The sequence below is a fragment of the Fructilactobacillus sp. X2R6C1 genome (genome assembly GCF_059901295.1).
Window position 1 is genome coordinate 51,278 of the sequence record NZ_JBWXUZ010000005.1, and the last position, 22,510, is coordinate 73,787.

Here is a 22,510-nt window from a genome sequence, read left to right on the forward strand (position 1 = left end):
AATCCAGCGGACCGTTTTTTATTTAATCAGATGGAGGTGTCTTCCCCAGAGTTCCACAAAAGGACCCGAACACAACGAGATGATGACCGTCATAATTCCAATTGGACCAGAGACGAAGAACGCCAAAAACATGAAAAGCACATCCTGAATCACCCGCACTGACCAGTACGGCATGTGCAGTCTTTGAGAGAAAATGGGAGCAATCGCGTCATACGAGGACACCCCGAACTTGGCCGACATGTAAACGGCAATTCCGACCGTGAATATCAGGAATCCAAGGACAGCGAACAACAATTTCAACCAGAAGTTATCGAACACCAAGTAGGCACCGAACCAGAGCGTGAAATACTGAACCCCGTAACCCACCAGCATGTTAATCAAAGTCCCAAAGCCAATCTGATGGTAATCCAAAATCAGCACGATGACTAACAGAATCATGTAGTCAATGAACTGGATGTTACCCAAGCCAAGCGGTAAATGGTGCGATAATCCGACACTTAACGCTGTAAAGGCGTCCATTCCGAGATTTTCTTTTCGCATCAGGGTCATTCCCAAAGCGATAATCGCCGTTCCAATAGCGGTAATTAGAACTTGAACCAGAAAACGCAGCATCCGATGCGAATTTAAAATTTTCATTATTAATAACATCCTTTCGGCGTGTACGTGTAATTGAAGCAAATATCCATATTTTACAAATAAAATAATAAAAAAAGCTAATCATAACTGATTAGCTTCACCACAGTAACCGCACCTAACTTGCGAACATGGAAGAGATGATACCAGCATCTCTTCCCTTTTAAATCCATAATTATTATAATCTTAGTTTCTAATCAAAGTCAATCAGCCTATTTATGGTACGGACTGCCGCTATTAATCATGAAAGCCCGATAGATTTGTTCGGTCAACACCAAGCGCATCAGCTGGTGCGGTAGCGTAAAACGACCAAATGACAGTTCAAAGTTAGCCCGCTTCAAGACCTTACGAGCAAGTCCCAACGACCCACCAATCACAAAGGTAATGTCCGAGTGACCGTACGTTGCGAGATCCTTGATTTTCTTCGCAAAGGCTTTAGAGGTCAGTTCATCGCCTTGAATTGCCAAAGCAATCACATACTCGCGGTCTTTAATTTTAGCCAAAATTCGGGCTCCTTCTTGCTCCATCACCTCGTCCATTTCCGCTTGACTAAGGTTCTCAGGCGCCTTTTCGTCGGGAACCTGAACAATCTTAAACTTGCAAAAACGAGAAAGTCGTTTGACGTACTCATTAATTCCATCTTTGAAGTATTTTTCCTTCAATTTTCCAACTACCACCAATTTAATGTTCATAAGTCGACTCCTTTAAACAGACTATCCACAAAGTTATCCACAGGCACCTTCACAAACTATCACGTTTCTGGAGAATTTAAAGACCTGTTAATATTTCGATTTTGTCAACAACATTTTTATTTATCCACAGAAATAAACAAGACATATGTTCGTTAACGCAATTTTCGTTGTTGTGATATCAACGTTTATCGCGTTCTTTTTTTAATAAAATTTTGTTACATAAACTTATGCACACTGCCTGTGGATAACTTCTTGATACTTTTCCACTATCATTTAAAGCCTAAATTACAGCTTTTGTGTTTTCACAATGAGTTTATCCCCAAAGTTATGCACAGACTTTTACCACTTGACATTTCCAACCACGTATTTTCTGATTATTAATTTTTTTTAAACCAATTTTGTTCGGAGTTTACCGTCAATCCCTCTATCACGGAACCTATAAGTATCGTTACAATCATCACAACTAAAATTCAGGCTTTAAACGGACAATTGATTCAATTATCGCATTAAGCTATCCGAATGTCAGTTCACTCTTTTCAAACAAAAAATGTTCGCCGCATTTACTCTACGACGAACATTTTTTAAATTACTGCTGTTTTGCTTGCTGATCTAGCGTAATCTCAGCCGTTTTCATTTGCCCATTATGATAATAGGTAACGGAAATCTTGTCGCCAACGTTATGCTCATACAGGATGTCACGTAACTTACCCTGATTGGTAATGTCTTTTCCAGCCAACTTGGTAATCACGTCATTTTTCTTGAGACCCGCATTAGCGGCTGGTGATCCACCCCTAACGTCCATCACCACAACTCCATTGGTAACGTTTGAAGGGAGCTTTAAAATCGATTTCTGCTGCTTAACCGAGATGTTAGCTAGGTCCACGTACTTAATGCCTAGTTCGGGACGAATTACCTTTCCGTTCTTAATGAGCTGGTTGATAATCCGTACGACCTCGTTACTTGGAATAGCAAACCCCATCCCTTCAACACTGGTACCGGAACTATCCTTCGACAGTTTCATGGAGTTAATTCCAACGACCTGTCCGGCACTATTTAGGAGTGGTCCACCCGAGTTTCCGGGATTAATGGCGGCATCGGTCTGAATAACCGTTGCGTCACCGGCACTGGCATTCTGCTGACCGTTCTCGGTGCTAGCCTGCGGCACTTCTCGCTTCTTTGCGGAAATGATTCCCTCAGTCAGAGACGAAGCGTACTCAGAACCAAGTGGTGATCCAATCGCAAGGGCGGTTTGACCCACCTTGATGTCGTCAGAATTACCGAAGTTAGCCACCTTATTGACACCATCACCGTTAATCTTAAGAACGGCAAGGTCGGTTACAGCATCATGGCCAATTAGCTTAGCTTCCTTTTTCTGGCCGTTACTCAAGATGACTTCCAGGTTGGACGAACCAGACACCACGTGATTGTTGGTCACAATGTACGCTGAGCCGTTATCCTTATTGTAGACAACTCCAGAACCCTCACTAATCTGTTGCTGATCCTTTTGGTCTTGACCGCCATTGTCTCCACCATTTCCTCCGAACACGCCACCAAACATGCCCTGAAGTGGATCAGAGTCACTGGACTTGGTCTTCTCGGTGTTAATCACCGAAACAACGGTATCCTTGTTGTCCTTAAAGACTTTTTCCGCCTGAGTAGAGGCATTTACCCTTACATTCTCAACTTTTGCGGTTCCGCCACGATTGGAACCCGCAGGGACGGATTGAGTTCCTAGAGACATTCCGCCGTTATACCACGAAATCCCACCATAGGCAATTCCACCGCCCAATAGACCGGCTACTAGTGCCACGATGGCAACTGTTAGTAGCGGATGTGTTCTCTTCATATTTACACCCCATTTAATATTATTCTATCAAATAGTTTTTAAAAAAGTATCAATTATTCTCAAAGAGTTATTAAATCGGATGGTTTTTCGACGTCGGTGTCAAACAAATTGAAGTCATGACCAACCCCAAAGTCTTCGTTTTCAAGCATGGAAGCGACGGTGAGATGAGCCAAAGACTTCATGTTGTTATGATGACTGCGGTGCCCGATGAAGATGTTCTTAGTGTCACGTCCGATGATTTTCATCATGGCGTCCGCGCCGTCTTCGTTTGACAAATGGCCCTCATCACTCATGATGCGTTGCTTAGTTGGCCACGAATAGTCGCCGTTTCTCAGCATTTCCACGTCATGATTACACTCTAAAACGTACGCGTTGGCGTCTCTTATGACCCCTTCAATGTGATCAGAGACGTAGCCCGTATCAGTCAACACCACAAAACTCTTATCACCGTCGTGAAAATTGTAGAACTGAGCGTCGGCAGCATCGTGGGACACACTGAAACTTTCAACGTCCAAGTCCCCAAATGACTTAGTGGTATCAGGATCAAAAATAAACTTTTGTTCCTCAGGAAATTTTCCGATCTTGTTACCCATCGCGTTCCAGGTCTTCTCGTTCGCGTAGACCTGCATGTCATACTTACGCGCCAAGATTCCCACTGATTTGGCATGATCGGTATGTTCGTGGGTCACAAATAACTTATCAACGTCGGTCAAACTTCGTCCAATTGAATTCATGAGGTTCTCAATCTTTTTGCCCGACAGTCCGGCATCAAGTAAGACCTTGTGCTGGTTCGTCTCAATATAAGTAACGTTGCCGCCACTTCCACTCGACAATACACTGATTTTCATCGGATCTTTGCTCAACTTATTCCCAGCTTTCTAATTATCTTCTGTCCCACTTGTGATTTTATTTTTAAAGTTCTCCTGAACGTTTTCAGTCTTTAAGACCGACCCAGTGAAGGCGTTAATCCGCCTTACGGAAACGTCCTTGGAGTTGCGGGTCTGGATGGCAATGACCCAAGTAGGGATGTAGACCCCATTATTATTAATGTTTAACAGTTTAGTGTACGATCTTCTGGTCCAAAGCACCCTGGAGTTATTGGGAATTTCATTGTACTGGTAGAGCCAGATCAGTGCCCGTTCTTCCGAAATGGTCTCAGAACTTTCGTGTAAAATCTTGATGTTATTAAGCGCCGTTTGCGTATAACTCTTAATATTACCGTCGTCATCTAAATAGAAGATGATTCTGGCATTATTGTCCATCAAATTACTCGTCAAAGCCTTCTGAATGTAGACAATCTTACTTGAATTGGACTGGTTTTGGTCGTACTCATAATCCTCACCGTTAATCACAAAACTCTTTTTCTTCATGAGCGGGTCCAGCGTGTTCTGTGGGTTCCGATTATCAATGTCAATTGGCGTCCGCAACGTACTTACGACCGCGCCGTTTTCAAAGCGCGCGTCCTGATTTTTCAAGTCACCCATCTCATTTGCGAGATTACCATCATTAGAAGCGGAAATGTAGTAACCGTTAGAGCGCTTATTAGAGAGCTTGCCAACTGAAATTTCATCCCTGCGCATTTCTTTGATAATGGTGGAGTTCGCACTGTTTTGACTCGTGTTCTCGGACTGCATGTTTTGGTTTTGAACAATCATTAGGACCAAGAAAACGTCTAAAATAATGAAAGCCAGCAAGAAGATCTCTTGAATTCGCTTAAAATTCATTAGAAGCTCTCCTTTCCGGTTCCATTGCCAATTAACTGGGAGTTAATCCAAGTGCCGTCGTAATTAACGAACCATGATGGCTGTAAGGTGATTAACTGCTTGTTGTTCTTTTCGGGAACAACTTGATAACCAAGGGTGATGGATCTAACCTTCTTCATGTCAATTCCCTGAGCGGATAGTTGGTTTAAGATTGTTCCAGTACTTGGAAGGGTGGTACTTTCGGCGTTCGTTGGAATTGGGATTTGGAAACTTAAAAGTGAAAATTCATAACGATTGGCTCCACCATTCCCCATCTTAAACGAACACGTTCCCAGTCGCTTCTGATTGAAGACGGGATAACCCTCCACAAACGTCCGGTAAGTGACGGTGTTTTTGACCGGATTATAGCTGTCAAAACGAGCATTATCCAGTGGAATCCCTAGTTTATTAGCGTAACGATAAGCTGAATTTAAAACATCCTCATAGCTGTGGCCCCGCTTACTTTGCTGGTAGTCCTGATAAATAACGTTGTCCTCATTGTCAAAGTTTAATGACTGGTCCCGACTACTGTAGGTCGTACTCTTCTTTCGGTGCTTAACGCTGGTATCCGTCGTATTACCCAATACCCGATTAATGTAAGCCGTCTGGGACTGTTCTGCGAGTAAATACCCGTAATTACGCATCTTGACCTGGCTTGGGTAGAAGAGAAACGGGCGATCGTTTAACGTCCGCATCTGAACGTCCACACTTTGAACTTTCGTAGTAAGAATGTTCTGTAACTTGGCTAAATTCCGCTTTTTAGTGGTGACCTGGTACACGTGGTAACCGTCATCGCCCAACAGGTAAAAGTGGGTACTGTCATTTAGTGGAATGACCATGCGATCAACGTTGAAATCATTCTTTTTCACCTTGTGATTAAAAATCTTACTTAACAAATTAACTGGAACTTCGCCACCATAATTCAGCATCAGCGAATTTTCAGAGTTAAGGGTATCGATATACCGCTTTTGATTATCCTTTGAGACCTCTTTGATTGACTTGACCTGATAGGTCTTAATGTTTTTGACGATTTCACCGGTCAAACTCGTGGTCTCACTTGTGAGCGACTTCTGTTTCCCACTCCTAGTGGTAGTAATAACCTCGGTGGGAGAATAGATATCATAACGATTCTTAGAAGAAACTTCGCTTTTAAGCGTAGCTGATTTATCCTGATGCATTCGACTCCCAAAGCGAGCTGGATTGACCAGTAGTGCCACGATGAGCACCAAACTGACTAGTACGGCAATGCACAATGAAACCGGTAAAATATAAGGTTTAAGCTTCTCCTTCATCCCAAAGATCCTCCTCGACTGGTTCGTTTGGTAGTGAGATATAGAACGTTGAACCCTTTCCTTCAATACTATCGACCCAAATATGGCCGCCAAAAGCTTCCACAATTTCCTTAGAGATTGCGAGCCCAAGTCCACTTCCACCTTGAGCCCGTGAACGAGCTTTATCGACTCGATAGAAACGATCGAAAATGTGTTTAATGGCTTTTCGTGGCATTCCTAGTCCCTGATCAGAAATACTCATGATGATGCGGTTGTTCTGTTCGTACAGCCGACAGGTAATGACGCCACCGTCTGGTGAATATTTGATCGCATTATTCATAATGTTATCAATGACCTGGGTAAAACGGTCGGTATCGATGTCAGCCCACAGATCCTGCTTAGTAAAGTCTCGTTTAATGGAATAATTCTTCTTTTTCGGATCGTCATCGGTCTTAATGATCATGTCAAAACGATCCAAGATGTAGTTAAAGAGCTTGTTGATGTTAACTAGTTCCGTATCATACTTCTGGGTCCCAGAATCCATCCGCGATAGTGTCAAAAGGTCGTTGATCATTCGAATCATTCGGTCGGTCTCGTCCTGAGTGACCTTCAAAAATTTGGGTGCCAACTTTTTATCCTTCCAAGCGCCGTCCTGCAAGGCTTCAATGTAGGAATGCACACTGGTTAAGGGCGTTCGTAGTTCGTGTGAAACATTGGATACAAACTGCTTCCGATCGTCATCAATCTTTTGTTGCAAGGTGATGTCATGGAACACGCAAACAAGCCCATTAATAAAGCCGGATTCACGCTGAATCAACGAAAAATGAGCTGATAAAATCAGCTTATGGTCGTGATCAGAAAAGTCCAAGTTGACCTGTCCTGGGTCTTCAATCAAGTTTTTAAGGGTGAACCGGTCGCGTAAATGCAAGACATCTAGGATGGACTTACCGATGACCTGTTGCTTACTAACGCCTAGAAAACTAAGTGCCTCATCGTTAATGATGATGACGTTTCCGCGACGATCCGTGGCAACCACACCGTCGGTCATGTTATCTAAGACCGAATCCAGACGCCTTCGCTCTGACTCAGTTGACTCCTGAGACTCTTCAACCCGCACTGACAGGTTGTTAACGGCTTTCGCTAGTTGACCCAACTCGTCATTTCCGTAGACCTTAACGTGCCCCGAATAATTTCCGCGAGCAATCTGTTCCGTCTGCTTCTTCATCGCGTCGATTGGCTTCGTAATGGCCCGAGAAATAATAAACGTTAAAAGTAATCCTAGAATAATGGCGACGATCGCCGCAAACAGATAGATTAAGGTGATACTGTTGATGTTTTGATAAACCGGGTTCAGATTAGCCCGAACGTAGACGACCCCTTCCATGTTGTTTTCGTTGCCCTGACTATTAATCAAGGGTGTAATCATGGTGTAGTAACGGTTCCCATCACTGTAAGTGTTTTTCTCGATGGTTTTACCGTTATTTAAGGCATTCTTGATGTCATTGTCGGTGGTCTTTTGCCCCACTAACGACTGGTCGCTACTCTGATTGGTTCCACGGATGTTTCCCCTGGAATCCACCACCAGAATATCATCAGAATTGTTGGTATCAACGTCTTCAAGGATCGTCTGGATCTGCTTATTAGCCTTGGTTTGGTTCTTTTTGGCTAACTGCTTTTTAAGGGATGTATTAACGTAGGGCTTCAGTTGGATGGAGTCCTTAAACGTATTCAAATTTTGGTACTCGAGTTGACGCACAAAAACGGCACCCACTACTTCCAAGGTAATGATCATCATTAAGGCGAAAACTAACGCAATCTTAAAATGAATGGACCTTAAAAAGTGCCAACGTCTTTTCTTCTTCATTACATGAATACCTCTAAACTAATCAATTTGGGTTATTCTTCTTTTTCGGAATCCCGCAGGTAATAACCAACCCCACGTCTGGTTACTAACCACTTGGGGTGACTTGAATCATCTTCAATTTTTTCTCGTAAACGACGTACGGTCACGTCGACGGTTCGAACGTCACCGAAGTAATCGTAGCCCCAAACCGTCTGAAGCAAGTGCTCTCTGGTCATCACTTGACCAATGTGTTGGGCTAGGTAATGAAGAAGTTCGAATTCTCGGTGGGTAAGATCCACACCCTTTCCGCGTTTAGTAACGGAGTAAGAGTCAGGATGAATCACCAGGTCACCGATTTCGATATCGTGATTATCGTCTTTTCCTTCCCCAGCTGAGCCGGTGATGTTTTGCCGTCTCAAGTTGGCCTTAACCCGTGCCACTAATTCACGGTTGGAAAATGGCTTAGTAACGTAATCATCGGCACCGAGCTCTAGACCGAGCACCTTGTCGAGTTCAGAATCCTTGGCAGTCACCATGATAATTGGCATGTTGTGGGTCTTTCGAACTTCCTTAGCAACTTCTAAGCCATCGACCTTTGGCAACATGAGATCAAGAATAATGAGATCGGGTGTATTACTATCAACCTTATCAAGGGCCTCTTGCCCATCGTGTGCGACGTCAACGTCAAATCCTTCTTTGGTTAAACTAAATTTTTCAATGTCTGTAATTGGTTTTTCATCATCGACAACTAGAATTTTTTTCTTCATAATATTATTTGTCTCCTTTGAACTGCTGGCAGTCCCTATATCAATCAAGTTTGGGATCAAGGCTTATTTTACGCTCAATCCTAGTTAAATTGTAACACATCAAATTACTCGCTTCACGTTATTCAACAACTGTTGTTAATTAATAACAGCTCTTTTCAGTATTTCTTCCGTATCTGCAATTTCGCCTTTTTTGTAAATTAGTGTTGCATGGGGTTTTGCGGTATGCTATTATAATAAATGTACTTTTGATTTGGGCAGTTAGCTCAGCTGGCAGAGCAACGGACTCTTAATCCGTGGGTCCAGGGTTCGATCCCCTGACTGCCCATCACATATCATGATCATGGTTAACGCCATGATCTTTTTTTATATCATTAATTTCACTAAAAAAGGAAAGACCATCTTCGTTAATTGCGAAGGATCCTTCCTTTTTTATTTTTTAATTGCTAAAATCTCGGTTAAAATTGCTAAAGCAGCACAAAAGCCGGCCATCGCCAGACCAATCCAAATCAAGCTTTGATCCTCAATAAACGGAACGAGGATCAAAAACATTGCCGCCAAAAAGGCCAAGATTAACGATAGGACATGTTGCTTCTTCACGCTTAACACCTCTAATCCTTGAACACCATGGGATTACATCAATTGTTTCACGTGGAACAATTATCATTTAAAACAGTGAAACCTGTTGATAGGCAACTTCATCTAATTCTTTCAACTGATTAATCACAACTTGGACACCTTTGGTGGTAAAAGCCGCGTTTACGTATAGTTTATCCGCTCCACATGGTTGAGGCAAGTTAAAATGACCAATTTTTGGTACCATTAACTGCTTTTTCACACTCAGGTCACTGGGGCTATTATTTCCCTTGAGCCATTTGATGGTGTAGTGATGGGCTCTTAAGAACTGGTAAAACTCACGTTTCGTCATTTCCATCCTACTTACGTGTAACTCACCGTAAACGTCATCAATTGATTTAGTGATCTGATTCTGCTTTAAACTATTTCCGTAACGCAACACGATTGGTTTTACCTGCTGCTGAATCCAGCGCATTAGTCGGTCAGCACGTGGATAATTACTAAGGGAAGCAAGACGACACGTTCCCGCCACGGTTAATTGGTTAACTCCATTTTCATCAGCCACTAGTTCACTGTCTGAAAGTGAAACCATTTTGGGCTTCAATAAATTAATTACATCTAAGTAGTCAAAATAGACGTTCGCCCCATCGAAATAAACGGTCAGTGGATGCCCCCGAAAACCACCTACATCAATTACCTGCACGTTCTCACCTCCAACTAGTCCTTAATGTCGTTTAAGATCCATACTGAGATTGCCGCCAAAACCATGGTAACCGCCGCAATCGCAAAGATGTTAGCAATGGATCCGATTGCCATCACAACTAGTGGACTGGCAAGCGAAGCCACAATTTGGGGAATACAAATTTGAACGTTAAACAGTCCCATGTACACACCAATGTACTTTCCTGGAATCTCACGGGTTACAAAAGTCAACGGGTAGACCGAAACGCCAGCCCATCCAATGCCAATCAAAATAAACGCAAGCACCTGCAAGAAAACGGTGTGGGAGAATGCTGACATCAAAAAGCCGACTCCGCCAATTACCAAACTAATTGAAAAGAGCAACTTGTACTTTCGTTGGGGGATTCTTGATAGTAAAAGTGAAAAAATAACAGCTGATAAAGCATAAACGGCCGATAAAATTCCAAATAAATTACCACCGGACTGATAACCACTGCTCATCGGATTGGTTGTGTTGAAAACGTTTTTGGCAATGATACTCGTCCCGTACATCCACATGTAGGCAAAGCCAATGTAGGCAAAAAGTTGGATGATGGATACCACCCAGAAAACGCGTGGAGCATCTTTTAAAAGCATCCACGTACTCTTTTTGGCCAGTTCGCCATTCTGCTCCAGTCCATGATAGTCATTAAACTGTTTAGGGGGGTACTCATCAACCTTCATGACGGTAATAAACGTACAGAAGATTAAAACGATCACCGCAACGTAGAACGAAAAAATGACTGAATTAGGAATCATCCCTTTACTAGCGGTGTTACTGACCCCGAGCTCGGTGAAAACCCACGGCGATAAACACGCTAACACACTCCCAATGTTTAAGAAAAAACTCTGAATTGAGTAAGCAAACCCACTCTGGCGTTGATTAACCATGTCACCAATCAACATCTTGTAGGGTTGCACACACATATTGAACGCAATCATCAAAACCAACGTGATGACGGCAGCCAGTGAGATCGTAATGACGCTCGGCCAGCCAAAATCACCAACGTTTGGTAAAAGAAACAGGGTAATGGCGGAAGCAACGGTCCCAATAATGAGGTAGGGAATTCTTCTTCCCCATTTTGGCACCCAGGTTCGATCGGACCACGCTCCCACTAACGGTTGGACAAATAATCCCGCAATTGGGGGAATAATAAACAGAAGCCCTAAAAGACTCGGAGAAGTCCCGAGGGTCTGAAAAATTCTTCCCAGTTGCGAATTCATTAAGCCAAACGCCATTTGGACTCCAAGAATTCCAAAGGATAGAAACCAGATTGCGGCCGTGGTAAGTTTTGGCAACCCTTGTGTCTTTTCATTGTTATTCATTGAAAATCCTCTCAATCATTCTTAATTTTAATAAAAAGACCACTTACTCTGTAAGTGGCCCTTTACTGTACACCATCGTTTGAAGCGTATGAAATCGATGAAAACTTATTATACGATTTAATAAAGAGCAGTTTAACCGTTCCACGTGGACCCGAACGGTTCTTTTCGATAATAACTTCAACTTCGCCAACGTTATCATCGTCATTTTCAACATCGGAACGTGGATCTTGGTCATCATCGTCTGAATCGTGTTCATAATAATCCTCTCGGTATAAGAATGCAACAATGTCAGCATCCTGTTCGATTGACCCCGATTCACGGATGTCAGACAGCACCGGACGCTTGTCCTGACGCTGTTCCACCCCACGCGAAAGCTGAGATAACGCAATCACTGGCACCTGTAATTCATTGGCCAGCTTTTTAAGTTGTCTGGAAATCTCAGACACTTCCTGTTGCCGGTTTTCTTTATTACCACCCTCAATTAACTGGAGGTAGTCGACCACAATCAACCCTAAATTCCCCGTTTGTTTTGCCAAACGACGACAGTTGGCCCGAATTCCAGCCATTTTATTGCCGGGAGTATCATCAATGTAAATGTGGGCCTTAGAAAGACTACCCATCGCGATGACTAGGTTCTGCCATTCCTCTTCGGTCAACTGACCCGTTCTAAGGTGATTGGCGTCAATGCTACCTTCAGCACACAACATTCGGTTTACTAACGATTCGGCACTCATTTCCAAACTGAAAATGGCCACCGTCTTGTCGGTCTTGGTTCCCACGTTTTGTGCAATGTTTAGCGCAAAGGCGGTTTTACCAACGGCCGGTCTGGCAGCTAGAATCATCAATTCGCCGGGATGAAGTCCGGTCGTCATCTTGTCGAGCTCATGATAACCGGTCGCAAGTCCCGTAATGTCGTCGCCACCATTTTGAGAAAGTTGGTCAATCTTTGTAAATGATTCGTTTAAAACGTCCTTGATGTTCTTAAATCCCGACTGATTACGGTCCTCGGAAACATTCATAATGTCACGTTCGGCATTATCTAAGAGGTCTTCGACGTCTTCGGACTGTTCGTATCCCTGAGTGGCAATGTTAGTAGCCGTCTGAATCAAGCGCCTGAGCACGGCTTTATTTCTTACAATTTTCGCGTAGTAGACCAAGTTAGCGGCCGTTGGCACGGCGTTGGTCAGATCAATGATGTAAGGCACACCACCAACGTCTTCCAGCTGGTCACGCTGCTTCAAAAGATCGGTCACGGTCACGGCATCAATGCCCTGATCGTCATCATTTAGATCCAACATCGCCTTAAAAATTAATTGATGCGCCCGCTTATAGAAGTCATCTGGATTCAGATATTCCATCGCGTCAACTAAACCGTCGGTACTCAGAAAAATGGAACCCAAAACGGCCTTTTCGGCCTCAATATTTTGTGGTGGCGTGTGATCATTTAAAGTATCGTTGTTCATTATCGACTCTTTTCTAACTGCAACTTACGACTATTTTTCGCTGACGTGAACCCGAATTTGAGCGGAAACCTGGGGATGAACCTTAACGGGAACATCGGTGTACCCCATGGTCTTGATTGGTTCACTTAATTCAATCTTCCGTTTATCCAGTTTAATGTTGTATTGATCCAAAAGTCCCTGAGCAATCTGTTTACTGGTAATAGAACCGAACAAGCGACCGTCAGATCCGGCCTTGGCCTTCAGTTCAACGACGGTTTTGTCATTTTCAAGTTCTTTTTTTAGTTTCTTGGAATCTGCTAATTCCTCTTGCTCGTGCTCCTGTTCAACGTGTTGTTGAGCCTTTAATTCACTGATAGCCTGCTTGGTAGCTTCTTTAGCCAAGCCCTTCTTAATCAAAAAGTTGTTAGCATACCCAGATGGCATGTCCTTAACGTCGCCCCGGTTGCCCTTGCCTTTAACATCGCTTAAAAAGATTACTTTCATTTTAAATCCCTCCTTGTTTACTAATAATTTAACAGATTTAAACTAATTCTGCTATTGGTCGGTTTTATCATCGTTATTAACGATTTTATCAATGGCACCTAGCAGTGTCTTCTTAACCTCTGAAACACTTTCGTCGGGAATTTGCGTAGCTCCCGCTGATAAGTGGCCACCTCCACCAAGTGCTTCCATAATCAACTGAACGTTAATGTTACCATTACTTCGCGCCGAGATTCCAATGTTCCCGTTCGTCCGCTTAAAGACGATAAACGAGGCTTCCACTCCGTCAATCGTCAGTAGCGAATCAACGGCTTGCGCGGCAATGACCGAATCATATTCCTTATCATCTTCAGCGGTAATCAGAGCCATGTTCTCATCAATCTGTTCCATCATGGAAATCAGGTGGTTTCGGGCCATGTAATTATTGATACTTTCCTTCATAAAGTCGGCCATTTCGTCAGCGTTGGCACCGGCTGACCGCAGATAACTCGCCGCATCAAACGTTCTCGTTCCCGTTCTAATCGTAAAGGATTGGGTGTCAACCACAATCCCACTCAGCATGGCGGTCGCCTCTAACTGGTTGATTGGATCGGCGTCCTGAGACTGGTACTCAAACATCTCGGTAATCAGTTCGCAGGCTGACGAAGCGTAGGGTTCAATGTAAACCAGGATCGGATTCTCAGGAAAGTCCTCACCACGCCGGTGATGGTCGATGATGACCACGCGGTTCTTTAAGCGTTTGTAAAGATCCCCAGAAACACCCATGTCCGGTTTGGAATGATCAACCATAATCAGCAAACTGTTGTCAGTTGCCTTTTTCAACGCCTTATCTGGAGTAATAATTGACTCTTTAATGTCTGGATAATCATCAATCGCGTTTAATAACCGCTTGATGTCTGAGTGCGGTTCTTCGTCATCCATCACAATCCAACACTGCTTCCCGTTCATCTGGGCAATCCGTCTGATTCCCATGGCGGCTCCCATCGCGTCCATGTCAGGTTGAGCATGACCCTGAACGAAAATCTGATCCGATTCTTTCATTAACTCTTGTAAAGCGTGGGAAATCATCCGCGCCCGGACCCGAGTTCGTTTCTCCATTGGGTTCGTCTTTCCACCATAGTAGCGGGCCTCTTTATCCTTGGCCTTAACGACGACTTGATCTCCACCACGACCGAGGGCTAAATCAAGGTTACTCTGAGCCTGGTCGGCTAAGTTGTTCAGGTTATTATCATCGTATGAAATCCCGATACTAAGGGTCAAAGGAAGGTTCTGTTTCGAGGTATCCTCTCGAATCACGTCTAAAATCTTAAATTTATCCGCCTCAATTTGATTCAACGCGGAAACGTACAACAGAATAAAGTAATGATCGGCATCAATTCGCTTTAGAAAAATCCCGTATTCCTGCGCCCACGAGCTCAGTTCGTTGGTGATGTAGTTTCTAAGGTTCGAGACGTCCTGGTCGCTCATTGACTGCGTAATTTCGTCAAAGTTATCCAGAAAAATCTGGCCGACCGCAATTTTACCGTTTTCGTACTTCTTTTCAATCTCAGCATAGCGGGTAATGTCCATCATATAGACGGTGTTGTACTCTCTTTGAATCAACATATCGAACATGTGACCGCGCCAGGTGACCTCAATTGGCTTGGTCTGGTCAAGGTTTGCCTGAATGATGTCAAAGAGGTCTGGAGCAGAATGGTCAAGTGGATATCCGACCACCTCCGTACTATCAAAGTATGGCTGTAAATATGGATTAATCCACTCCACCACGTGGTTATCATCAAGGATTAAGATCCCAATCGGCATCTCAAGCAGTGACTCCTGTTGTCCGCGCATGATTTGATAGGACAAATCGTTGATGTACTTATCGGACTCTTCACCCACGCGGTTCATCGTGTTAATGGTATAGACAAGTCCCACACAAGCAATCAGTAAAAGAACGATTCCGATAAAGAAGTTGTAGAGAAAGGCAATTACTAGTCCCAAAATCAATGAAATTGCAATAAAAATCGTAATTTTTCTTAATCGTGTATTTTTTAAAAATGGCGGCAACGTCATTTGTGAAAAGAATTTCTTCATAGTAACTCCCATCTTTGCTCCATTATAGCTTCTATTTTATCACATTGAGGCAACCCAATAATCGGATAAAAAAAAGACCTAACTAAATTAGTTAAGTCTCAAATTCTTAATTAGTCACCAACTACGAATGGCATTAAGCCCATGATGCGGGCACGCTTGATCGCAATGGTCAACTTACGTTGGTTTTTAGCGCTTGTTCCGGTAACTCGACGAGGTAAAATCTTACCACGTTCTGATACGAAACGTCTTAACAAATCAACGTCTTTGTAATCAATGTATTCAATGTGATTAGCGGCGATAAAGTCAACCTTACGGCGACGATGGCCACCTCTTCTTTGTTGAGCCATGTGTAATTCCCTCCTAAAACATTAATCAAATCGTTCCATTAAAATGGAAGATCATCATCGGAAATATCAATCTGGTCTCCAGAGTTAGCAAACGGATCCTTCGAATTGTCGTTACCTTTGCTATTGTTAGGAGTGGCCTGACCACTCGTCTTTGGAGTTCCAAATGGATTTTCGCTAGGAGCGTGATTGCCACCGTTGTTAACTTGACCCTGACCATTTCCGTTCTGTGAACGTGGTTCAAGGAGAGTGAAGTTCTCAACGACTACTTCGGTAACATAAACCCGTTGGCCCTGCTTGTTTTCGTAATTTCGGGTCTGAATTCGACCTTCAATTCCAACCAGGGAACCCTTATGCACGAAGTTGGCAAAGTTTTCAGCTGATTTGCGCCAAATGACACAGTTGACGAAGTCAGCTTCCCGATCACCATTCGAATTAGTGAAACGACGGTCAACAGCTAGCGTAAAAGTACCCACTGCTGCGCCGTTTTGGGTGTATCGCAAATCAACGTCTCGTGTTAAGCGTCCAGTAAGAACTACTGTATTAATCATACTGAAAAACTCCTTTCATTCTAAATTATTTGTCGTCTCTTCTTACGATCATATGACGTAAGATGTCTTTGTTAAACTTAGCAAGACGGTCAAACTCGTCTAGACCTTGGTCGTTGTCGCCTTCTTCAACGTTAACAATGTGGTAAGTACCTTCATTGTAACCGCCGATTTCGTAAGCAAGACGACGTTTTTGCCAGTCTTTTGAATCGATTACGTTTGCACCGTTATCAGTCAAGATCTTATCGAAGCGGTTTACCAAGTCAGTCTTGGCAGCATCGTCGATATCTGGTCTGATGATGTAAGTAATTTCGTATTTGTTTTCCATGAATTACACCTCCTTGTGGACTGTCGGCTCTCCAGTGATTTGGAGAGCAAGGGGAGTCAATTAAAATCTAATTAAACTCACAACGATTGATTATATCATTGATTGTTTTTTACTTCAACAGGACATTCGAGACGTTGACTTGCGATACATGATTAAATACGAAGCTTTTTTTAAATCTTTTTTTTAATCACCATTATAAATTGAATTTTTTACGACCACGTAATCAACTTTTCTAATGGCATCAATGTCTTTTCCACCAGCATAAGAAATTGATGACTGCAAATCTTCCTGCATTTCTCTTAAAGTGTCGTAGATGCTACCCTTAAACGGAACCAACAGCTTCTTCCCTTCGACGTTTTTGTAAGCACCCTTTTGAAATTGCGATGCGGAACCAAAGTATTCTTTGTACTCTTTGCCGTCTTTTTCAACTTTTTTGCCGGGTGACTCTTCGTGGCCCGCAAACATCGATCCAATCATACACATTGTAGCACCAAAGCGAATTGATTTGGCGATATCACCATCAGTCCGAATCCCACCGTCAGCGATGATCGGCTTTCTGGCACCTTTCGCACAGTAACGAATGGCAGCTAACTGCCATCCTCCCGTTCCAAAGCCGGTCTTAATCTTGGTAATGCAGGCTTTCCCGGGTCCAATTCCAACCTTGGTAGCGTCCGCTCCGGCATTTTCAAGTGCCCGCACGGCTTCTGGCGTTCCAACGTTTCCAGCAATCAGGAGGGTGTCAGGCATCTGTTCTTTGACGAATTTAATCATATTGATGACCGAGTCCGAGTATCCGTGAGCAATGTCAATCGTAACGTATTCAGGAAGCTGGCTGGCTTTGACCAACTCCTTAATGAAATCATATTCGCCAGGCTTGACGCCAATGCTGATAGAGGCAAAGACCCCGTCAGCGTGCATCTTTTTAACAAAATCAAGTCGTTTTTCTGGTTGAAAACGGTGCATGACGTAAAAATAACCGTTTTTTGCGAGGCTTTCGGCTAAATCAGCATTAATGACCGTCTGCATGTTGGCTGGTACGACCGGAATCTTGAACTTACGGCCACCGAATTCCACGGAAGTATCACATTCACTTCTAGAATTGACCACACACTTATTCGGAATCAGTTGAATATCTTCGTAATCAAACACGTCCATCTTCATAACTCTCCTTGATTATTTTACGAACTATTTTGTCAAATTTAGTTTAAATGTTTCAAACACAACCAATATCATAATCGAATTGCACCATTTAATCAACATGAAAGTGCCAATTTACGAATGTTAACCATAAATTTAGGCAAAAAAATAGCACTACCGTTAACGTAGTGTTATTTTAAAGCATTATTCTTCGGATTGATCGGTAGATGAAGCTGGTTCATTGACCTTTGATTCATTCTCTTCATCCTTAGCAACGACTGCCATCGTCGCAACTTTGGCATTATCGTCGACCCGGATTAAGTGAACTCCAAGGGTGGCACGTCCGGTTTCTGAAACGTTATTAACCGCAAAACGAATCATAACACCCATGTTAGTGATTAACATGATGTCTTCATCACCCGTTACGGTACTTAATCCCACTAGGGGACCATTTTTCTTGGTAACGTTTGACGTCTTGATTCCTTTACCACCGCGACCCTTGATCGGGTAGTCGGAAGCTTTCGTGCGTTTCCCGTATCCATTTTCAGAAATGACAAACACGTCACTGTCAGGTGTCAAGATGGCCGCTCCAACCACATAGTCATTTGGTCTGAGTCGAACTCCTCTCACTCCTGAAGCGGAACGTCCCATGGACCGAACGTCATCAGCCTTAAAGCTAGCGGCGTAGCCCAAATGAGTTCCAATGATCATGTTATCGCCGTTATCCACGATGGATACGCCAATCACTTCATCATTATCGTGTAAGTGAATGGCCTTTAAACCATTCTTTCGAATGTTCAAAAAGTCAGAGACTGGGGTTCGTTTAACCGTTCCCAATTTCGTTGTAAAGAACAGGTACTTGTCCTCGTCATTATGCTGGGACGAAATACTGATAACCGTTTGAATCTTCTCATTTTGACCCAAGTTTAAGAGGTTAACAATTGGAATTCCCTTCGCGGATCGTCCGTACTCTGGGACTTCGTAAGCTTTCATACTATAAACTTTGCCAGCGTTCGTGAAGAACAGGAGTCGATCATGGGTTGCCGTTGACAGGAGATGTTCAATGAAATCGTCCTTATTGACACCCATTCCTTGAATTCCACGACCTCCACGATTTTGGGCCTTGAACTCATCGGTTGGTAGTCGTTTAATGTAACCGTTGTGGGTCAAGGTAATTACGACGTTTTCCTCTTCAATTAAATCTTCGTCCTCAATACTGGTAATTTCACCAACCAGTAATTCGGTCCGCCGTTTGTCACCAAACTTCTTCTGAATCTCAAGGAGTTCATCGTAAATAATGCCGTTGATCCGATCCCGACTGTTTAAAATGTCTTTGTAATCTTTAATGTTAGCCAGTAATTTATTGTGCTCGTCGGTAATCTTGCCACGTTCCAGTCCAGTTAATCGAACCAGCCGCATGTCTAAGATCGCTTGGGCTTGCTTGTCGTCTAAATCAAAATTACTAATCAGTTCGTTTTTGGCGATATCGCCGGTCGCGGAATTACGAATAATCTTGATGACGGCGTCAATGTTGTCAAGGGCAACCAGTAACCCTTCCAGAATGTGAGCGCGAGCTTGTGCCTTTCGCAGGTCAAACTTCGTTCTTCTGGTAATAACTTCCACCTGATACTCCAGGTAGTACTGCAGAATTTGTTTCAGACTCAAGACTTTCGGTGCACCATCAACAATCGCCAGCATGTTGAAACTAAAGGAGGTTTGCATCAGGGTTAACTTGTACAGATTGTTCAAGATAACTTCAGCTGAAGCATCCCGTTTGACATCAATCACGACCCGCATTCCGTCCTTATCGGACTCATCGTTAATGGCGGTAATGCCTTCAATTCGTTTGTCCCTTACTAGCTCCGCAATCCGTTCGATTAACTTGGCCTTATTGACCATGTACGGCAATTCAGTCGCAATAATGCGCTGCTTGCCGTTTTTTTGTTCCTCAATGTCAACCTTGGCACGAACGATGATGCTACCACGACCCGTTTCGTAGGCCTTTCTGATTCCAGATTTGCCCATGACCACTCCCCCAGTTGGGAAGTCAGGTCCAGGAAGAGCTTCCATCAGATCATTGGTGGTGGCGTCTGGATTTCTCATCAAAATGTGAATCGCACTAATTACTTCGCTTAAATTGTGAGGTGGAATGTTAGTGGCCATTCCAACCGCAATCCCAGAAGCCCCGTTTAAAAGGAGGTTCGGAATTCTAGCCGGTAAGACCACCGGTTCACGTTCGGTGCCATCGTAGTTGGGTTGAAAATCAACGGTGTCCTTGTTGATGTCTCGCAACATTTCCATCGCAATCTTGGAGAGTCGCACCTCGGTGTAACGCATGGCAGCGGCACCATCACCGTCGACGGAACCAAAGTTTCCGTGTCCGTCAACTAACATGTAACGATAACTAAATTCCTGAGCCATTCGAACCATGGCCTCATACACGGAACTGTCACCGTGAGGATGAAACTTTCCTAGAACATCCCCAACAATTCGCGCGGATTTCTTGTAAGGCTTATCCGGTGTAACTCCCAATTCGTGCATATCGTACAGAATTCGACGATGAACCGGTTTCAAACCGTCACGAACGTCAGGAAGAGCACGGGACACAATCACACTCATTGCATAATCCAAGAATGATGATCTCATCTTCTTCGATAATTCAATGTTTTGAACTCGACTTGGTTTATTATTTTCTTCATTTGCCAAGAGATTTTGCCTCCATTCCTTGTTAAATCAGTCAATTAACCTAATTGTTTCACGTGAAACAATTTATACATCCAGGTTTTCAACAAAGGTTGCGTTGTCTTCAATAAACTTCCGTCTTGGAGCCACCTTTTCACCCATTAACATGGTGAAGGCTTCTTGAGCAGCCGAAGCATCATCAGAAGTAACCCTTAGAAGCCGACGATGATCTGGATTCATGGTGGTGTCCCACAACTGCGAGGCATCCATTTCGCCTAAACCTTTGTATCGTTGAATTTGTGGTTTTGGTGAAGCCGGTAGTTGAGCTAACAACTCTTGGAGTTCCTCATCAGAATCAACGTATCGCTGGAACTTATTTCCTTGACGAACTCGGTACAACGGTGGCTGGGCAATGTAGACGTATCCAGCATCAATCATTGGACGCATGTAGTTATAAATTAAGGTTAGAAGCAAAATCTGAATGTGGGCCCCATCGACATCGGCATCAGTCATGATGATTAACTTGTGATAGTTAACCTTACTAATGTCGAAGTCACTGCCAAAGCCAGTCCCCATCGCGGTAAACAAAGAACGAATTTCTTCGTTAGCCAGAATTTTTTCCATCGTGGCCTTTTCAACGTTTAAAATCTTGCCACGAATTGGCAGGATGGCCTGCGTCAGTCTAGAACGGCCCTGTTTAGCAGAACCACCAGCCGAATCACCTTCGACGATAAACAATTCGGAGACTTTCGGGTCCTTACTGGTGTTGTTAGCCAACTTCCCGGGTAAACTATTGATTTCAAGTCCGCTTCGTTTTCTGGTTACTTCTCGAGCTCGTTTTGCGGCGGCTCGCGCTTTAGAAGCTACGGAACCCTTTTCAACAATCTGTTCGGCAATCTGAGGATGTTCCATCATGAACTTGGAAAATTCCTGACCAAAAATGTGATTCGTAGCGGTTCTCGCATCAGAGTTACCAAGTTTGGTCTTGGTCTGACCCTCAAATTGAGGATCGGGATGCTTAACCGAAACGACCGCGGTCATTCCTTCTCGAACATCGTCACCAGAAAGGTTCGGTTCGCTATCCTTAATTAAATTATTGTTTCTCCCGTAGTTATTGATAATTCGGGTCAAAGCCTGCTTGAACCCTTCTTCGTGGGTTCCACCTTCATAGGTATTGATGTTATTAGTAAACGTCAAAAGAGTGCTGTGATAATCGTTAGTGTACTGAATGGAAACTTCGACCGTGATGCCATTTTCCTGACCCTCAATGTAAATCGGATCTTTGAAAATCGGAGTGCGACCCCGATCGAGGAATTCAACGTAGTGCCGAATTCCACCTTCGTAGAAGAAATCGTGTTCCACGGGTTTTTCGGGACGATCGTCTCTAATTGTGATTCTTAACCCCTTGTTTAAAAAGGCCAGTTCTCTGACACGCGTGGTCAAAGTCTTCATGTTAAAGGTCGTGGTCTCGGTGAAGATGTCTGGATCGGGAACAAAGTGAACCTTAGTTCCGTGAGCATCTCTGGGTGCGTCCCCAATGACTTTCATTGGCGTCTTGACGTGACCCCTTTCAAAGTCCATGTAGTACCGCTTGCCACCTTTAGTAACAACAACGTCCAGTTCCTTTGACAAGGCGTTTACCACTGAGGCACCAACTCCGTGAAGTCCACCGGACACTTTGTATCCGCCACCGCCGAATTTACCACCAGCGTGGAGGATAGTGAAGACGGTCTCTAGTGCCGACTTACCGGTATCTTTTTGGGTATCCACGGGAATCCCCCGACCGTTATCAACGACCGTAATACTGTTATCTTTTTCCACGGTAACATTGATTTCGTCAGCAAAACCCGCCAACGCTTCGTCAATTCCGTTATCGATAATTTCCCAAACTAAGTGATGGAGTCCCTGTTCGTTAGTAGCTCCAATGTACATTCCGGGACGCTTTCTGACCGCTTCTAGTCCCTTTAGGACTTGGATTTGACTAGCGTCGTACTCCCCGGCCCGTTCTCTTTTTGCTTCTTTTTCTTGATCAGTCACTA

Annotated in this window: 20 protein-coding genes and 1 tRNA gene; 1 reads left to right on the forward strand and 20 read right to left on the reverse strand. The window is 43.7% G+C overall.

All coding sequences use genetic code 11. The features are described from left to right. Nucleotides 1–18 precede the first annotated feature (18 nt). From AC6UDF_RS06150 to yycF, 8 genes are all read right to left on the reverse strand, one after another. Nucleotides 19–636, reverse strand: coding sequence for a YczE/YyaS/YitT family protein (locus AC6UDF_RS06150; protein WP_500724076.1), 618 nt, complete (start codon nt 634–636; stop codon nt 19–21). A 209-nt stretch (nt 637–845) separates the two neighbouring features. Next, the gene (gene rlmH / locus AC6UDF_RS06155; RefSeq protein WP_500724079.1) at nt 846–1,325 is read right to left on the reverse strand and encodes a 23S rRNA (pseudouridine(1915)-N(3))-methyltransferase RlmH; all 480 of its coding nucleotides are present in this window, start codon (nt 1,323–1,325) and stop codon (nt 846–848) included. A gap of 586 nt (nt 1,326–1,911) precedes the next feature. Then, nucleotides 1,912–3,171 (reverse strand): S1C family serine protease, encoded by a 1,260-nt coding sequence (locus AC6UDF_RS06160; protein WP_500724081.1) that lies wholly within the window; start codon nt 3,169–3,171, stop codon nt 1,912–1,914. A gap of 59 nt (nt 3,172–3,230) precedes the next feature. Next, on the reverse strand, nt 3,231–4,019 hold the full coding sequence (locus AC6UDF_RS06165) for an MBL fold metallo-hydrolase (protein WP_500701423.1): 789 nt from the start codon (nt 4,017–4,019) through the stop codon (nt 3,231–3,233). Nucleotides 4,020–4,049: 30 nt separating this feature from the next. Beyond that, on the reverse strand, nt 4,050–4,895 hold the full coding sequence (locus AC6UDF_RS06170; protein ID WP_500724083.1) for a two-component system regulatory protein YycI: 846 nt from the start codon (nt 4,893–4,895) through the stop codon (nt 4,050–4,052). Further along, on the reverse strand, nt 4,895–6,205 hold the full coding sequence (locus tag AC6UDF_RS06175) for a YycH family regulatory protein (protein ID WP_500695956.1): 1,311 nt from the start codon (nt 6,203–6,205) through the stop codon (nt 4,895–4,897). The genes AC6UDF_RS06170 and AC6UDF_RS06175 overlap by 1 nt, the downstream gene beginning before the upstream one ends. Further along, the gene (gene walK, locus AC6UDF_RS06180) at nt 6,189–8,048 is read right to left on the reverse strand and encodes a cell wall metabolism sensor histidine kinase WalK (RefSeq protein ID WP_500694192.1); all 1,860 of its coding nucleotides are present in this window, start codon (nt 8,046–8,048) and stop codon (nt 6,189–6,191) included. Before walK ends, AC6UDF_RS06175 begins: the two co-directional genes overlap by 17 nt. Nucleotides 8,049–8,080: 32 nt before the next feature. Next, nucleotides 8,081–8,794, reverse strand: a complete 714-nt coding sequence (gene yycF / locus AC6UDF_RS06185) for a response regulator YycF (protein WP_039143559.1) — start codon at nt 8,792–8,794, stop codon at nt 8,081–8,083. A gap of 252 nt (nt 8,795–9,046) precedes the next feature. On the opposite strand from yycF, the gene AC6UDF_RS06190 reads away from it, so the two are divergent. Continuing rightward, nucleotides 9,047–9,119 (forward strand) — tRNA-Lys (locus AC6UDF_RS06190). Nucleotides 9,120–9,223: 104 nt separating this feature from the next. Here the strand turns inward: AC6UDF_RS06190 and AC6UDF_RS06195 are convergent. The 12 genes from AC6UDF_RS06195 to gyrB all read right to left on the reverse strand — a co-directional run bounded on the left by AC6UDF_RS06195 (nt 9,224) and on the right by gyrB (nt 22,508). Continuing rightward, entirely contained in the window at nt 9,224–9,391 is a 168-nt protein-coding gene (locus tag AC6UDF_RS06195; RefSeq protein WP_500694193.1) for a hypothetical protein, read from the reverse strand. Between the two features lie 67 nt (nt 9,392–9,458). Beyond that, nucleotides 9,459–10,070: a hypothetical protein gene (locus AC6UDF_RS06200; RefSeq protein WP_500724085.1), complete on the reverse strand. Its 612-nt coding sequence runs from the start codon at nt 10,068–10,070 to the stop codon at nt 9,459–9,461. 14 nt (nt 10,071–10,084) lie between these two features. Then, on the reverse strand, nt 10,085–11,413 hold the full coding sequence (locus AC6UDF_RS06205; RefSeq protein ID WP_500724086.1) for an MFS transporter: 1,329 nt from the start codon (nt 11,411–11,413) through the stop codon (nt 10,085–10,087). A gap of 62 nt (nt 11,414–11,475) precedes the next feature. After that, nucleotides 11,476–12,876, reverse strand: coding sequence for a replicative DNA helicase (gene dnaB, locus AC6UDF_RS06210; protein ID WP_500695952.1), 1,401 nt, complete (start codon nt 12,874–12,876; stop codon nt 11,476–11,478). Nucleotides 12,877–12,906: 30 nt separating this feature from the next. Next, nucleotides 12,907–13,359: a 50S ribosomal protein L9 gene (gene rplI, locus AC6UDF_RS06215; protein ID WP_500694197.1), complete on the reverse strand. Its 453-nt coding sequence runs from the start codon at nt 13,357–13,359 to the stop codon at nt 12,907–12,909. 51 nt (nt 13,360–13,410) lie between these two features. After that, nucleotides 13,411–15,432: a DHH family phosphoesterase gene (locus AC6UDF_RS06220; RefSeq protein WP_500695951.1), complete on the reverse strand. Its 2,022-nt coding sequence runs from the start codon at nt 15,430–15,432 to the stop codon at nt 13,411–13,413. A gap of 110 nt (nt 15,433–15,542) precedes the next feature. Beyond that, entirely contained in the window at nt 15,543–15,779 is a 237-nt protein-coding gene (gene rpsR, locus AC6UDF_RS06225) for a 30S ribosomal protein S18 (RefSeq protein WP_010022194.1), read from the reverse strand. A gap of 38 nt (nt 15,780–15,817) precedes the next feature. Next, on the reverse strand, nt 15,818–16,327 hold the full coding sequence (gene ssb / locus AC6UDF_RS06230) for a single-stranded DNA-binding protein (protein ID WP_500694199.1): 510 nt from the start codon (nt 16,325–16,327) through the stop codon (nt 15,818–15,820). Nucleotides 16,328–16,352: 25 nt separating this feature from the next. Further along, nucleotides 16,353–16,652 carry a 30S ribosomal protein S6 gene (gene rpsF / locus AC6UDF_RS06235; protein WP_500694200.1) on the reverse strand — a complete coding sequence of 100 codons (300 nt, stop codon included), beginning with the start codon at nt 16,650–16,652 and terminating at the stop codon, nt 16,353–16,355. Nucleotides 16,653–16,835: 183 nt separating this feature from the next. Continuing rightward, the gene (locus AC6UDF_RS06240) at nt 16,836–17,807 is read right to left on the reverse strand and encodes a GMP reductase (RefSeq protein WP_500724089.1); all 972 of its coding nucleotides are present in this window, start codon (nt 17,805–17,807) and stop codon (nt 16,836–16,838) included. A gap of 186 nt (nt 17,808–17,993) precedes the next feature. Then, nucleotides 17,994–20,435 (reverse strand): DNA gyrase subunit A, encoded by a 2,442-nt coding sequence (gene gyrA / locus AC6UDF_RS06245; protein ID WP_500724141.1) that lies wholly within the window; start codon nt 20,433–20,435, stop codon nt 17,994–17,996. Between the two features lie 123 nt (nt 20,436–20,558). Further along, nucleotides 20,559–22,508 (reverse strand): DNA topoisomerase (ATP-hydrolyzing) subunit B, encoded by a 1,950-nt coding sequence (gene gyrB, locus AC6UDF_RS06250; protein WP_500694202.1) that lies wholly within the window; start codon nt 22,506–22,508, stop codon nt 20,559–20,561. Nucleotides 22,509–22,510 lie beyond the last annotated feature (2 nt).